Source organism: Alkaliphilus flagellatus (genome assembly GCF_018919215.1).
GTDB classification, from domain to species: domain Bacteria; phylum Bacillota; class Clostridia; order Peptostreptococcales; family Natronincolaceae; genus Alkaliphilus_B; species Alkaliphilus_B flagellatus.
Genome location: NZ_JAHLQK010000002.1, coordinates 533,999 through 548,275, shown reverse-complemented (window position 1 = coordinate 548,275; position 14,277 = coordinate 533,999). Strand labels below are relative to the sequence as shown.

At 33.8% G+C, this 14,277-nt stretch carries 14 protein-coding genes; 2 read left to right on the top strand and 12 right to left on the bottom strand.

Annotated elements, in window-relative coordinates:
* Positions 1-4: 4 nt before the first annotated feature.
* From kamE to KQI88_RS07460, 7 genes are all read right to left on the bottom strand, one after another.
* Positions 5-760, bottom strand: a complete 756-nt coding sequence (kamE, locus tag KQI88_RS07490) for a lysine 5,6-aminomutase subunit beta (protein WP_216415840.1) — start codon at positions 758-760, stop codon at positions 5-7.
* Positions 760-2,313, bottom strand: coding sequence for a lysine 5,6-aminomutase subunit alpha (kamD, locus tag KQI88_RS07485; RefSeq protein ID WP_216415837.1), 1,554 nt, complete (start codon positions 2,311-2,313; stop codon positions 760-762). Before kamD ends, kamE begins: the two co-directional genes overlap by 1 nt.
* An 11-nt stretch (positions 2,314-2,324) precedes the next feature.
* Complete coding sequence (gene kamC / locus KQI88_RS07480; RefSeq protein WP_216415835.1) at positions 2,325-3,866, bottom strand: lysine 5,6-aminomutase reactivase ATPase KamC; 1,542 nt, start codon at positions 3,864-3,866, stop codon at positions 2,325-2,327.
* A 2-nt stretch (positions 3,867-3,868) separates the two neighbouring features.
* Positions 3,869-4,900 (bottom strand): lysine 5,6-aminomutase reactivase subunit KamB, encoded by a 1,032-nt coding sequence (gene kamB / locus KQI88_RS07475; protein ID WP_216415833.1) that lies wholly within the window; start codon positions 4,898-4,900, stop codon positions 3,869-3,871.
* A 125-nt stretch (positions 4,901-5,025) separates the two neighbouring features.
* Positions 5,026-6,276 carry a lysine 2,3-aminomutase gene (kamA, locus tag KQI88_RS07470; protein ID WP_216415831.1) on the bottom strand — a complete coding sequence of 417 codons (1,251 nt, stop codon included), beginning with the start codon at positions 6,274-6,276 and terminating at the stop codon, positions 5,026-5,028.
* A gap of 46 nt (positions 6,277-6,322) precedes the next feature.
* Complete coding sequence (kdd, locus tag KQI88_RS07465) at positions 6,323-7,360, bottom strand: L-erythro-3,5-diaminohexanoate dehydrogenase (protein WP_216415829.1); 1,038 nt, start codon at positions 7,358-7,360, stop codon at positions 6,323-6,325.
* Between the two features lie 266 nt (positions 7,361-7,626).
* A complete protein-coding gene (locus KQI88_RS07460; RefSeq protein ID WP_216415827.1) occupies positions 7,627-9,024 on the bottom strand; it encodes a sigma-54 interaction domain-containing protein in 1,398 nt (465 codons plus the stop codon).
* A 187-nt stretch (positions 9,025-9,211) separates the two neighbouring features.
* Here KQI88_RS07460 and KQI88_RS07455 point away from each other — a divergent pair, with 187 nt between their 5' ends.
* Positions 9,212-9,631 carry an OsmC family protein gene (locus KQI88_RS07455; RefSeq protein ID WP_216415825.1) on the top strand — a complete coding sequence of 140 codons (420 nt, stop codon included), beginning with the start codon at positions 9,212-9,214 and terminating at the stop codon, positions 9,629-9,631.
* A 219-nt stretch (positions 9,632-9,850) separates the two neighbouring features.
* Here the strand turns inward: KQI88_RS07455 and KQI88_RS07450 are convergent, their stop codons facing one another.
* Both KQI88_RS07450 and KQI88_RS07445 read right to left on the bottom strand, forming a co-directional pair.
* Positions 9,851-10,231, bottom strand: coding sequence for a VOC family protein (locus tag KQI88_RS07450; protein ID WP_216415823.1), 381 nt, complete (start codon positions 10,229-10,231; stop codon positions 9,851-9,853).
* 65 nt (positions 10,232-10,296) lie between these two features.
* Positions 10,297-10,611, bottom strand: coding sequence for a cupin domain-containing protein (locus KQI88_RS07445; RefSeq protein WP_216415821.1), 315 nt, complete (start codon positions 10,609-10,611; stop codon positions 10,297-10,299).
* A gap of 180 nt (positions 10,612-10,791) precedes the next feature.
* Here KQI88_RS07445 and KQI88_RS07440 point away from each other — a divergent pair, with 180 nt between their 5' ends.
* Positions 10,792-11,121: a winged helix-turn-helix transcriptional regulator gene (locus KQI88_RS07440; RefSeq protein WP_216415819.1), complete on the top strand. Its 330-nt coding sequence runs from the start codon at positions 10,792-10,794 to the stop codon at positions 11,119-11,121.
* A 115-nt stretch (positions 11,122-11,236) separates the two neighbouring features.
* Here the strand turns inward: KQI88_RS07440 and KQI88_RS07435 are convergent, their stop codons facing one another.
* The 3 genes from KQI88_RS07435 to KQI88_RS07425 all read right to left on the bottom strand — a co-directional run bounded on the left by KQI88_RS07435 (position 11,237) and on the right by KQI88_RS07425 (position 14,033).
* Positions 11,237-12,322: a dipeptide epimerase gene (locus tag KQI88_RS07435; protein ID WP_216415818.1), complete on the bottom strand. Its 1,086-nt coding sequence runs from the start codon at positions 12,320-12,322 to the stop codon at positions 11,237-11,239.
* An 81-nt stretch (positions 12,323-12,403) separates the two neighbouring features.
* Complete coding sequence (locus tag KQI88_RS07430) at positions 12,404-12,730, bottom strand: DUF3870 domain-containing protein (protein ID WP_216415816.1); 327 nt, start codon at positions 12,728-12,730, stop codon at positions 12,404-12,406.
* Between the two features lie 142 nt (positions 12,731-12,872).
* Positions 12,873-14,033 carry a DUF819 family protein gene (locus tag KQI88_RS07425; protein ID WP_216415814.1) on the bottom strand — a complete coding sequence of 387 codons (1,161 nt, stop codon included), beginning with the start codon at positions 14,031-14,033 and terminating at the stop codon, positions 12,873-12,875.
* Positions 14,034-14,277 lie beyond the last annotated feature (244 nt).

Sequence of the window (14,277 nt, the reverse complement as noted above, 5' to 3'; positions counted from 1 at the left end):
ATGCCTATATCAACTTTCTCTCCACTATCTGATTCACAACAAATGATGCCACATCCTCTGCATAGCTTCCTGTTCCAAAGCCTGCATCATAGCCTAATTCCTTAGCTAATTCGTGGGAAATTCTTGGCCCACCACCAACTACTATTATTTTATCCCTAAGACCTTCTGCCTCTAATAGTTCTACTAGGTTTGTCATATTAGAAATATGAACATCCTTTTGTGTAACTACTTGGGAAACCAATATGGCATCAGCTTTTAGCTCAATAGCTTTTGCTATAAGCTCTTCATTTGGAACCTGACTACCTAAGTTATGAGCCTCAACTCCCTTATATCTTTCTAGTCCATAGTGTCCGTTATAGCCCTTCATATTCATAATAGCATCTATTCCTACTGTATGGGCATCAGTCCCTGTACATGCTCCAATAATGACAACATCTCTGCCAATGTTTCGTTCTATATACTCTTCTACTTCTTCTTTAGACATAATATCTACATCAACTTTTGGTACCTCTATAGAAGTAAAATCTACAGTATGCTGACATTTGCCGTACATTATAAAATAGGTAAACCCTCCTCCTAAGTCCTGATAACTTACTACACTTGGTTCATCTAATCCCATTTTTACTACAAGTTGTTTTGCAGCCTCCTTACCTTCCTCTCCAAAAGGTACAGGAAGTGTAAAGCTAAGCTGTACCATTCCATCATTTAAAGTATCTCCATAAGGTTTTACCTTTGTTAAATCTACTTTTTCAACTAACATTATTTATCCCCTCCTAAAAATAAATCTATGAAAGGATTGAAATAGCTTTCTGTCTTTCTAACTACTCCATTTAAGCCCTTGCCGCCTGTTCTTGATCTTTTTACTCCACCAAACTTACCTTCTTCTATAGTAGAGAATAGTCCGTCTCTTTCTATTTGCTCTAGTAATGCAGTAGCGTCCTCCAGAACCTCTTGAGCTCTTTTTTGGATCTGTCCATCTTTTTTAAATTCAATTTCTTCCCCTAAATCTCTACAGTTATTAAATATATATTTAGCATTTTCAATAGATAAAGCTCTATCATGCATATGTGGTGTATGTATGGCTTCTGTAAGCATTCCTAATAGCTGAATACCTTGATTAGTCCAAATAGACACAAGGTTAAATAATGCATTTTGTACATGTCCTTTAAAAATATCTCCAGTCATAAACTTAGTAGGCGGCATATATTTAAGTGGTGCTTTAGGGAATATTTCTCTCGCCATTTGTGCCTGTGCTAGCTCCCAAAGGAAACCATTTGTAACATCTGGATTCATTTCGAATGCGTGTCCAAGTCCCATTTGCTCCTCTGGTATACCAGCTTTAATAGCAAACTGTTCGTTAATAAACTGGGATGCAAGTACTGTATGGGCTTCTTCTACTGCATCTGCTGTAGTTAAATAGTTATCCTCACCGGTATTAATAATTATTCCTGCAAATCCGTTTATTGCTCTAGAGAAATATTGATCTACCAATGTTCTTTGCATATTAATATCTCTAAATAAAATACCATATAGAGCATCATTTAGCATCATATCTAGTCTTTCCATAGCTCCCATTGCTGCTATTTCAGGCATACAAAGCCCAGAGCAATAGTTACAGAGCCTAATATAACGACCTACCTCTTCCCCTACTTCGTCTAGTGCTTTTCTCATTATTTTAAAGTTCTCTTGTGTTGCAAATGTACCACCAAAGCCTTCTGTAGTAGCACCATATGGAACGTAATCTAGTAAACTTTGTGCTGTACTCCTAATAACTGCAACAACATCTGCTCCTTGTCTTACGGCAGCCTGTGCTTGCACCACATCTTCGTAAATATTTCCAGTTGCAACTATAACATACAGGTAAGGTTTTGGTCCTTCGCCTAAATTGTTTATATAATCTTCTCTCTTTTTTCGATTATCCTTTATTCTATCGACTGTTTTTAGGGCGATATTATTTATTGCAGCAGCTATAGCCTCATCTGATTGTGCAGGTGTTTTAATTAAATCTAACTCTCCTTTGCTTACAGATTCAGCTATTTCTTGTGGAGTTTTTCCAGTATAGACCATAGCATTTCCTATCCAATATGCTATGCCCTCAGAAAGTCCTCCACCTTTTAGTATATGATTAACTACAACGTTAGGTAGAGGTGTTTCCATTTCATCTACACCATCTACACCAAGTAATCTTGCAATAGTTCTTTCTACTGTAATAGTAGTGTGAGTATCTATAAAACTTTGTACATCATTTGTAATATTATAAGCTGCTCTTCTTGCCTTTTCTATTAGACCTTTATCTAAATTCAATTTACTCAACTGTACTCCCCCTATCTATCGACTTCTTCCACTGCCCTTTTAGCAATATCTAAAATCTCTTCATTAAGTCCCATAAGCCCAGCTACCAAAATAGCATCCTTAGGTACTTTAGTTCCTTCTTTTATTTCTTCAAGTCTATAGTCCATATATTTTTCTAATATTTGATTTCTACAATCCTGCTTTTGAATATGTGCTTTAAGACTGTTTATATCTATATTTTTTAGTCCAACTACTTGAAGATGCTTAATCCCTTCTATGTTGCTAAGTCCGTCAAAGTGGGTAGTTATTAGGGAAACAAAGGTGGACTTTTTTAAATAGGTTATTATACCCTTGGAAATACCATAACCCTCTATTGGATTTGTTCCTCTTGCTAATTCATCTATTAATACCAATCCTTTTTCACCATTTCTATTTAATACTTTACTTAACCCGTGTATTTCTCCGCCAAATGTAGAAAGCCCAGACTGAATAGATTGCTGATCTCCTGAGGAAAAATAAATAAAATCAAATAATCCAACAGTAGCTTTCTTAGCTGGTACATAAAAACCTAGTTGAGCCATAGCTACTATAAGCCCAACCAACTTTAGTGAAACGGTCTTACCTCCCATATTAGCACCAGTAATTACCGTAACACCTTCATCTAGTTCAATATAAATTGGGGTATAGGCAGTCCCTTTTTCCTTCAAATAGTTTTCTAATGGAATATGCCTTCCATCTACAAAAGTTACTTGTCCTTTATTAACTATATTAGGCTTTACCGACCTAGTTTCAATCGCTAGCCTTGCCTTTGCTAACATAAAATCTAGCTCACCTATGGCATTTATATTTTGCAAAATAACCTTGTTGTTGTTTTTTATATCTAAAGATAGCCACTCCCTAATTCGTAGCTCCTCTTCTTCTTCTTTTATTTTAAGATTTTCTAGCTCCATCATCAGTACTTCTAAGCTTTCATTCTGTGCATTATTCGAAGATTCATCTAAGCAGCTTTGTAGACTTCTCTTACTTCTCTTACTTTTCTTTTTTTCTATCCACATTTGCTTTTCTATACGGGCTATATTATCCCTAAGTTCCGTTAATAGTGTGGAATATTTGTCATAAATATAAAAGGTTCTCATACCTGTTTCTTCAGGATCTAGAAGCTTTATTATGTCATCTATATTTATGAGCTTAATTTTTTCTATACTTAATTCTTCTTCTCTTAACAAAAGTCTTCTAAGCTCTGCCATTAGCATTAGTTGGTTTTTAATTTCAAAAAACTCTACCTCATTTAATATCTCATTCCTTAAAGCTCTTTCTAAAGATCCTCTTATATCTTTTATTTCCTTTAATAGCCTAATGATGTTATTACAAATCTGAGGACTATTTTCCATGAAGCTTTTTACAATAGATACATCATCCAACTCCTGTATTAGACATTGTATTTTTTCCTGTAGAAATGGCTTTAAACCTAGCTTTTTAGACATACCATATTGGGATATTACAACTAGTTTATCTAGTACCTCCACCAGTCCAATTTCTTTCTTTATTTGTGGGTTAATCCAATCATTAGACATTTTTATTCCTCCAGCTTCACATCAATAACAGATATAGGAGACAGTGCTTGCCTCATATGTTGCAGAAAGCCTTGAGGCTCGAAAAAATACCCTTCTGGGGCATAGGGATTTGTAGTAACTGCTAAAATTTTAATCGGATGTAAAACTTTAACTTTAATTCCTCTACCTTTGAAAGCCCTCCAGCTTCTCCTATCTATAAAAATCTTAGTGGAATCTTGTACTATAAAGGTTACATTCTTATAATAGGGACATACATCCATAATATGTGTAATTACTCTCTCTACTAAAGATCCACTTAATATAACAAATTTACTATCTCCATTTATTGCACTTCCAATAATAGTACCACTATTTAATGCGGTTTTTATTGATAATTCCTCTACACTTCCGTTTTTATCTACTATAGCGTAACCTTTTCTTTCATATATTTCAGCCGCTACCTTTTTAAGGTTCTCACACTTAACTTCTTCCAATTGAAAAAGCTCTACTTGATGAATGGTTTCATTTTTAACCACTTCAACATTTCGACTAATTACTGCTCCAGTGGATAAAATAGCCGCATCTGCTATCCAAGGAGAAGCTACACTTTTTCTGTCTATAGCACCATCTATTAGAACAATAGCCGCACCATAGCTTAACATTTTATTAGCTACATCCTTCATATATGCATTTACGTCTGGCCCTGCCAACTGGATTAGTCCACAGGAACGTACTTTTCCTATTATAACTTCTCCTAAAGAAGTGGTGTAGGGTGTAACTTCTAAAATTTCTACCTTAGCTTCACATTTTAATAAAAGATCTTTTGCAGTAGCTATTATTGTTCCTCTTTCAACATAAATAGTTGGTTTTTCAGTCTTAGTAACTATGTCTTCTCTTTCTCCATCTCTCCCAGTAGAGGTAAGTCCTATTTTAACATTATTTTCAATAGCTTCCTCTATTATATGATTGAGAACCATAGTTTTACCTGCATTTTTTGCCATTCCTATTAAAGATACTGTTTTATAGTGGGGATATATTAAATCGAATAATTTCATACAAACTCACCCAATCTTAAAATTTCGTTGTTGCTACCGCACCACTCTATGGCGCACTCAATTTTTAACATTTGTTAAAAATTTCAAGTACTTAAATTGAGGAGGACCTAAGTCCTCCGTTTTTTCTAGTGATTACTACGATTATGTCTTTCAAGCTGTGCAGGCTCTAAGGATATTCCATTACCTTGTACAAGTCCTGCCACTCCATGTAGCTTAACTTCTTTTTCTCCTGAACATACAGGGCAGCTACATTTATCATTATATTTATCTGGCTCTGTATATGTTGTAATAACTCCTTCGTAGTTACGAAGTACAACCTTATTGTGAGATTGAGATATAACATAATTCGGCATTACTGGTATCTTTCCACCGCCACCAGGTGCGTCTACTACAAATGTAGGTACTGCATAGCCAGATGTATGTCCTCTTAGCCCTTCTATAATTTCGATTCCCTTAGCTACTGAAGTTCTAAAGTGCTCAATGCCCATAGATAGGTCACATTGATAAATATAGTAAGGTCTAACTCTTTCTTTAACTAATCCGTGTACCAAATCCTTCATTACATGAACACAATCGTTAACCCCTCTTAAAAGCACAGATTGATTTCCAAGTGGTATACCCGAATCTGCAAGTAAAGCTAATGCTTTTTTAGCTTCTTCAGTTAGCTCCTTAGGATGATTGAAGTGGGTATTTAACCAAATTGGATGATATTTTTTAAGCATATTTACAAGGTTTGGTGTAATTCTTTGTGGCATAACTACAGGAGTCCTACTACCTAAACGGATAATCTCAACATGCTCTATTTGTCTTAGTTTACTAATAATATATTCAAGCTTTTCATCAGAAACTAATAGGCAATCTCCACCAGATAAAAGTACATCTCTTACTTGAGGTGTTTTTGCAATATATTCGATAGCAGCATCTATTCTATGTATTGGCATAGCTGTATCATTTTGTCCTGCAAATCTTCTTCTAGTACAGTGTCTACAGTACATAGAGCACATATCTGTAATAAGTAATAAGACTCTATCTGGATATCTGTGAGTAAGACCTGGAACTGGAGAGTCTGCATCTTCATGAAGTGGGTCATCCATATCTGCATCACTTTTATGAAGTTCTGTCATAATAGGTACTGCTTGCTTTCTAATAGGACAGTTAGGATCCTCCTTATCCATTAAAGAAGCATAGTATGGTGTAATGCCCATTCTAAGCGTTTTAAGACATTCATTTATACCCTTTTCTTCTTCTTGCGTAAGATTTATTACTTTCTTTAGATCTTCTACAGTTGTGATTCTATTTCTAACCTGCCATTGCCAATCATTCCATTGGTCTTCTGGTACATCTTCCCACATCTTTATATTCTTATAATTAGACATAATACACTCTCCCCTTATAAATAGTGTTTGCTGAAAACTTAACATTCTAAGCATATAACTCCTGATAAATTTTACTTAAAACTTCACTTTCCCTCATAATTTGAAGAGCTATTTCCCCATGTCCTTTTGTATATCCATTACCCATTATCATAGTAGTATCCTGTCCTACTCCTTCTGCACCTAATGCAGCCTTTGTAAAGCTAGTTGCCATGCTAAAGAAATAAACTATACCATCATTTTTTGCAGATAAAATACTTCCCATTTCTGTATTAGGAATATTAACGCAATTAATAACGATATCAGCCATTTCTCCATTGGTTACTTCCTTTATTTTTTCCATTAATCCAACTGCATCTGTTGCATCCGCTTCAACATAGAAATCGGCTAAGTTAGCATTTTTCGCTCTTTCAATTGATTTTGCGCTATAATCTACACAAACTACCTTTCCAGTAACTCCAGCACGTTTTTTTGCTTCGTATAAGCAGAGCATACCAGACTTTCCAGTACCACCGATAATTACAACATTGTTACCTGGTTTTACTAGCTTTGCTGTTTGAGCAGGAGCACCGGCCACATCTAATACAGAAAGAACTAGATTTTCTGGAAGATCCTCTGGAATAACTGCATAAATGCCACTTTCAAATAAGATGGCTTTCCCATCAATATCTACCTGATCTATGTCTTTACGAATTTCATTTATGTTATCAATTCTAAGTGGCGTAAGTGATAGAGATACTAAGGTTGCTATCTTATCCCCTACTTTTAAATTAGTTTTTCCTTCAAGTGCCGGTCCGATTTTTTCCACTGATCCTATTAGCATCCCGCCAGAACCAGTAACAGGATTTTGATGTTTTCCCTTTGTTTCTACTATATTTAACATAATTTCCTTTATCTTTTCTAAGTCTCCTCCAGCTTCTTCTTTTATTTGAGTAAAGCTTGCAGAGTCTATATTTAATGTTTGTACATCAATTAATATTTCGTTATCGTAAATTTCCATATCATTAGAAATCTTAATTGCTGGCTGCGGCAAAACTCCTTTAGGTTCAATTACCCTATGGGTGCCGTAAGGACATCCCTTTTTCATAATCATCAATCCCCCTATATTCATTAAGATTTTACTACCACCTTATTATAAAAATGCAATTTTTATGCCAATTCTGTAAATTTCAAATATATACTAAATTACCGAGTATTTTTTTCTGTAATCCTGTAAATTCAATGAATTACAATACAATAAATAATTAGTAATTAATCTCCATAATAGTTTACATAATAATAACCGCCCAAAATCAGGCGGTATTTTAAAGTAGTTAGTATTTTTGTACCATTACATCTTCAGTATAATTTTCATTATAGATTATATTTCAATTTTTTATATTGAAGTGTTTGTCTAGGTATTCCAAGCTTCTTTGCAGCACTTGTAATATTACCATTAGAGTTAGTTAAAGCGTCTTGTATATATTGCTTTTCCACCTTCTCTAGTCTTTCCTTCAAATCTAAATCTTCTTTTAGATTCTTGATTTGATAGTCATATTGATTTATTGACAAATGGTAGGACAGATCATCCTTTTCTATAAATCTTCCATCCATAACATTCATTGCACCTTCTATAATATGCTCTAACTCTCTAACATTCCCTGGCCAATCGTAGTTCATAAAAATATCCATAATCTCATCCGTAATCCCTAATACCTGCTTATGTAATCTGTAATTAAATCTTTGGATAAAAAATTTAACTAGGTGTTGTATATCTTCTTTTCTTTCGGCTAAATGCGGTACTCTGATAGAAACAACATTTAAACGATAAAATAGGTCTTTTCTCAAATTACCTTTTTCAACAGCTTCCATAGGATCTATATTCATAGCTGCAATTACCCTAACATCTACATCTCTAGTGCGAATATCCCCTACTCTTCGAATATATCCCTCCTGTAGAACCCGCAAAAGCTTTGCTTGAAGCTCTACAGGCATAGAATTAACTTCATCTAAAAACAAAGTCCCCCCATTAGCAAGTTCAAATAAACCTGCCCTATCCTCTGCACCAGTAAAGCTTCCTTTGACTGTACCAAATAAAATACTTTCTAATAAACTAGCCGGAAGAGCAGCACAGTTTTGCGCGACAAATGGCTTATCCTTTTTTTGGCTAGCATTATGTATAGACTGCACTACAAGCTCCTTACCCGTTCCAGTTTCTCCAAAAACTATTACGGGGGACTGAGTTTCCCCTGCCTTTAAAATCCTATGCTTTAACTTTAGCATTACTTCGCTATTTCCTATTAAATCCTTCGTAGTATATTTAGCCATACCCTTTTCCCTAGTTTTTTTACTAGTACCAGTATTAGAATATAACCTTTCCTGTAAGTCCACCAGCTTTTCTGATAATGCCTTAACCTCAGTAATATCTCTTGAAACCTCAAGCACTCCTAATATTTCTTCGCCATCTAGTATAGGTATAGATGAATTAACTGTAGTAATTTTATGGCCCTTATAGTTAAGAAAGGTCTGTTGCATATTCAAAATAGGCTCTTTTGTTTTAATAACTTGTAATATTGTACTTGTTTCTTCCGTTAAAGAAGGATAAATATCTAAAATATACTTTCCTATTGCCTCTTCACGACACACATTATCTAGCTGAGCTGCAAAGGTATTGCAAAATACTATTTCCCCGCTAATATCAATCACTTGTACTCCTTCGCCAACATGATCTAATATTTTTTCAAACTGCAATTTAGAAAATAAAGTATTCAAATTCTCACCGCCCTTTTTTCAGCATAAAGTGCCTAATTTCCAGCATATGTATTTGTATATACTATATCATATTTTAGGTATTGACTAAATTAAATATTTTATTATTTACATAATTTTAAATTATAATAAATATTTTTATAATTATTGGGTAAAAGGGATATATAGATTATTGAAGGGAGCTAATTTAATGAGTAAAACAAAATTAACAGCTAATTTAAAAGAAAATATGGCATTTGAAATGCAACTAAATGGTCATACCCTTATTACGGATGCATCTCCGGAAATAGGTGGAAATGATTTAGGCCCACGGCCAAAAGCACTTCTATTAGCAGGATTAATTGGTTGTACAGGAATTGATATTATGTCCATATTAAAGAAAATGAGAGTAGAATTAGACGATGTAATAATTACAGCTGAAGCAGATCAAACTGAGGAACATCCAAAAATTTATAAATCAATTCATTTGGTATTTACTTTTAAGGGGAAAGACCTTCCTATGGACAAGTTAAAAAAAGCCGTATCTTTATCCCAAGAAAAATACTGCGGAGTAACTGCTATGCTAGAGAAAGCTTCACCTATAACATATGAAATACGTACTGAAAAATAATAATATTATTAATATAAATGGTTTTATATTAATCATTAACCAATATAAAAACTAAGATTGAATCTATTATGGAAATAAAATAAGGGACTATCTCACTTTTTATTGTGACATAGCCCCTTTTATTTAAATAATTAATTAGATTCCGATTGAAATAAAAGGAATGAAAACCATGGACCACTTATTTTTCAGTCTAGCTTTTTCTAATGCATACCTAACAAATTAACCTCTAAATTCGATAAGTTCACCATCAGGTCCTTTAAAAATTACTCTTTTCCAACCAATTTCTTGCGGTACTCTTGGAGTGGGAATATGAGGTTCGGTCACAACCGGAACACCTGCATTCTTAAGTCTTTGATAATCAGCATCAAAGTCATTGCTAACAAGACAAAAATGAAATCCACTATTTTTCTTTTCTTTTGTCCAGTGCTCAAATTCTAAAACAGTATCTCCCAATTGAAGATAAACTACTTTTTCAATTTCTGGCATGCCTGGAACATCATGTTCAAAATATTTCCTAAAGCCGAAATATTTCTCATAAAAATCAATTGATTTTTGTCTGTCCTTTACAGCAAATGCAACATGGTCTATACGTTTAAACATTTAATCTACCTCCATACTAGAAGTAATTACTTCCAAGTTTTTTGAATTACACGGTTAATATTGAATTAACTGGTTATCTTAATTTGGAGTACAACCCAATTCGATGAGCTGGTGTTATTAAATCCATGAGTTTCTCCCTTGGGAGATAAAATAATATCTTTTTCACTTATTATGAAATCTTCGTTATTTATTGTTATAGTTCCTTCACCAGAAATAACATAGAAAACCTCATCAATATCCGTATGCTTATGATCTGGTGTCGTTTGGCTAGGCCCGTAAAGCAGAAGTCCCACGTCAAGCTGCCCTTCTTTAAAAATAGCTTTGCGCGCACTCCTTTCAGATGCAAAATCAAGTATGTCCCCTATGTTGATTTTATTCATATAATTATTTCTCCTTTCATAAATATCTTGTGTAAAAATCGTAGTCAATATTTAATATAACTAGACTATTACAACTTAATTATATTGTAAGGCCCTTACTTTCTTATTGCAAGTAGGCACTATTTAGTGCTATACTAACTATAAAGTAAGTATTATATAATAAGTAAAGGAGATAGTAAAATGTCATGTGATAAATCATGCCCTATTGAGCATACAGTCAACTTGATTGGGCACAAATGGAAGGTGCTTATTCTTAGAAATCTAATGAATAGCGGTACTCAAAGATTTAGCGAACTTAACAAGGGAATTAAAGGAATAAGTCAGAAGATGCTTACACAACAGCTGCGACAAATGGAGACCGATCGACTTATTCGAAGAAAAGTTTATCCTGAGGTTCCACCAAGAGTTGAATACTCTCTTACAGAACTTGGTCAAACATTGAAGCCAATCTTGGATGCAATGAGTCATTGGGGAACGGATCATATTAATAGCGGTATATTAGATGATTGAGACTTATACAGGCACGACAAAGTGACATAAAGTGACATAAAAGGTACATATATGAAGGGGCTGTCTCAAAATGATTTTTAATCATTTTGAGACAGCCCCTTCATTCTATCTTCTATTAATATTTAACCCCTCGAACATCCTTAAATCCAAGTCCTGGATCATCGGTTAAAGTTATTTTATATTCATCAAATATTGCTCCACCTTCTACAGGATCTTCGCTACATAGTACTGGCCCATCTAAATCGATTTTAGTAATTATACTCTTTGCTGCCGCTAAGTGAACTGCTGCTGTTACACTTATTTTACTTTCTAGCATACAGCCGATCATACACTCTACTCCATAGGTTTCTGCTGCTGCGCATATTTTGAGGGCATTGTGTATTCCCCCAGCCTTCATTAATTTAATATTAACAAGATCTGCAGCCCTCATCTCCATTATTTTAATAGCATCCCTTGGAGAAAAAACACTTTCATCAGCTAATACGGGTATAAATACGTTGTCTGTTACCATCTTAAGTCCCTCAAAGTCATGGGCTAATACAGGCTGCTCTACAAACTCAATATTAAGTCCTGCATCCTCCATCTTCCTTAGAGTATAAATAGCCTCCTTAGGCCTCCAACCTTGGTTAGCATCTATTCGCAGGTCTATATTATAGCCTACAGCTTTTCGTATAGCTTCCATCCTCTTAATATCAAGATTTGCATCCTTTCCAACCTTTATCTTCAATGTTTTGTAACCCAAATTTACTGCTTCTAAGCTATCTTTTGCCATCTCTTCTGGATCATTTACACTAATTGTAATATCAGTTATAATTTCTTTTCTATATCCACCTAAAAGCTTATACAAAGGTGCGTTATGTAGCTGTCCAAACAGGTCGTATAGTGCGATATCCACAGCTGCCTTAGCACTAGAGTTTTTAACTAAGGATTTTTCTAGCCTAATCATGATTTCTTCAAGGTTAGCTATGTCTAAACCCACTATATGCTTTTTAATATGATCTTCTATTGCTCCTTTAATAGCTCCCGTAGTATCTCCAGTAATAACTCCAGTAGGTGGTGCTTCTCCATATCCTACATGACCAGTATCTGTAATTATTTTAACTACAACATCCTCTACACTATTTACAGTTCTTAATGCAGTTTTAAAAGGCTTTTTCAAGGGAATTGATATGTGGCCTAATTTAATATCTACTATTTTCATTTTGTGTCCCCCATTTCCTAATATATCTATTGACTCATTTTAATGAGCTTTATCCCCTGAAAAATTCAACTAGTAATATTTTTAAGATTTTTTACATATTGCCTCATTATATTTCTTTATTCCATCTTTATATGCAACAATAATAGCTTTCTGGGAAGATCCAAAATATCTATCCTTTATTTCTTCTTCCAAATTTTCATCAAAATATTTAAGGGTCTTCCCTAAAAATAGGCTAGCAATGAATTTTTCAGTAGTACTAATAGTTGCAGAACAACTTACATCTACTATTTTTCCAGTAGTTCTATCTACTACGAATCCAATAAAAAAAGAATTAAAATTTTGAGTTATAGCATTATCATTGGTGGTCCTTGCATTTCCTACAATATATACTGTATTTCTATCATACATAAAATCACTTCCTTAACTTAATATATGATTGATATATAATAATTCTTAAGTACTATTTGGATTATAGCCTCTCTAGAAATTATTATTTATCTTTGATAGCTATCTATTTCTATATATATTGTAGATTTTCCTTTTAGCTTAACTATAAAATCGATAAAATTCTTCCTACAATCAAACCTCCACCGGTACCTATAATATAACCCATCATGGCCATTAGAACCCCAATTGGAATAAGTGCCTCACTATAGGATGCAGCCAGAATTGGTGCTGATGCCACACCACCAATATTAGCTAAACTTGCAACTCCACAAGTAAATAAATCTAGTTTAAATAATTTAGCAGCTAAAGCTAATACAATTGCATGTACTGCTAAAATAAGAAATCCAGAAATAATATATAAAGGCGCTTGGGTTAATTCTGCAAAGTTAGCTCTAGAAGCAATAAGGCCTACTATTATATATAGCATTACATTAGAAATCTGAGAGGAACCAGGTACTTTAGATAAGGGAGTCATCGCAAATAAAATGCCCAGTACAGTAACTATAATAACTGTCCATGTTGAAGGTGATAGAAAATCTCCACTTGGTAATTTGTTTGATACAAACATTGCTATTGCAGAGACAAATAAACTAGTTCCTAAGAGTAAAATCATATCCGCAAACTCTATATTCTTTCTAGTATTTTCATCTGTACTAGCTAATTCTTCTGCTACCTCATCAAGAATAGCTGAACTTGACTTAGTCCATTTATTAAATTTCTTAGAATAAGGTACACATGCTAATAACATCATTACCCATACTGCGTAGTTAATAGAATCCATTAAAAGAGTATATCCAAGGGAAGAGTCTGGTAAATTTAAAGCCCCTTGAACAGCAACCATATTTCCAGTACCACCCATCCAACTGCCAGCTAATGCTGCAAAGGCTTTCCAAGTATCTGCCTCGTACATTCCTTTAAAAATAATATAAGTAACTATAAATCCTATTCCAATACTAATTGATGCTGAAAAAAATCCTAATAGCATTTTAGGTCCTAGTTTTATAATTTTTCGTAAATCACATCTTAACAACATTAGAAATATCATAGCCGGTAATAAGTTATTCTTAGCCGCTGAATAATACATATTTACATCATCTGTTTTTTGCCATAGACCAAAAGTAGAAAGCAACATAGCAATAAAATAAATCATTACAACTGCAGGTACATATTTAAAAATTTTATTGTCTGACTTTTTCTCAGTCCACACTACTAATCCTGCAAAAAATATAATAAATGACAAATAAGTAAACCCACTAGTAATCATACAATTAATCCCCCTTAATATATTCATTTATTTTCACCACTATATTGATTACTATGACCCCCTTTCTTATAAGAAAATCATCATCGCCAAAAAAACAAACAAAGCCCAATAAATGATAAATTTCATTTACTGAGCTTTGTTTACGGCAATGTTTTGTGACATCAAGATAAACAAGCAGTAGTTCAATAGTTAGAATATTCTGTTTAGACCATTGTATATCATCATAGTCAAGAAATCAAGATTT

Excerpts from the sequence above, each read along its gene's own strand:
- kamB (WP_216415833.1), bottom strand. The coding sequence starts at position 4,900 with ATGAAATTATTCGATTTAATATATCCCCACTATAAAACAGTATCTTTA.
- KQI88_RS07440 (WP_216415819.1), top strand. The coding sequence starts at position 10,792 with ATGTCATGTGATAAATCATGCCCTATTGAGCATACAGTCAACTTGATT.
- KQI88_RS07445 (WP_216415821.1), bottom strand. The coding sequence starts at position 10,611 with ATGAATAAAATCAACATAGGGGACATACTTGATTTTGCATCTGAAAGG.
- KQI88_RS07450 (WP_216415823.1), bottom strand. The coding sequence starts at position 10,231 with ATGTTTAAACGTATAGACCATGTTGCATTTGCTGTAAAGGACAGACAA.
- KQI88_RS07455 (WP_216415825.1), top strand. The coding sequence starts at position 9,212 with ATGAGTAAAACAAAATTAACAGCTAATTTAAAAGAAAATATGGCATTT.
- kamC (WP_216415835.1), bottom strand. The coding sequence starts at position 3,866 with ATGTCTAATGATTGGATTAACCCACAAATAAAGAAAGAAATTGGACTG.
- kamA (WP_216415831.1), bottom strand. The coding sequence starts at position 6,276 with ATGTCTAATTATAAGAATATAAAGATGTGGGAAGATGTACCAGAAGAC.
- KQI88_RS07425 (WP_216415814.1), bottom strand. The coding sequence starts at position 14,033 with ATGATTACTAGTGGGTTTACTTATTTGTCATTTATTATATTTTTTGCA.
- kamE (WP_216415840.1), bottom strand. The coding sequence starts at position 760 with ATGTTAGTTGAAAAAGTAGATTTAACAAAGGTAAAACCTTATGGAGAT.
- KQI88_RS07435 (WP_216415818.1), bottom strand. The coding sequence starts at position 12,322 with ATGAAAATAGTAGATATTAAATTAGGCCACATATCAATTCCCTTGAAA.
- kdd (WP_216415829.1), bottom strand. The coding sequence starts at position 7,360 with ATGAAAAAGGGATGTCCTTACGGCACCCATAGGGTAATTGAACCTAAA.
- KQI88_RS07430 (WP_216415816.1), bottom strand. The coding sequence starts at position 12,730 with ATGTATGATAGAAATACAGTATATATTGTAGGAAATGCAAGGACCACC.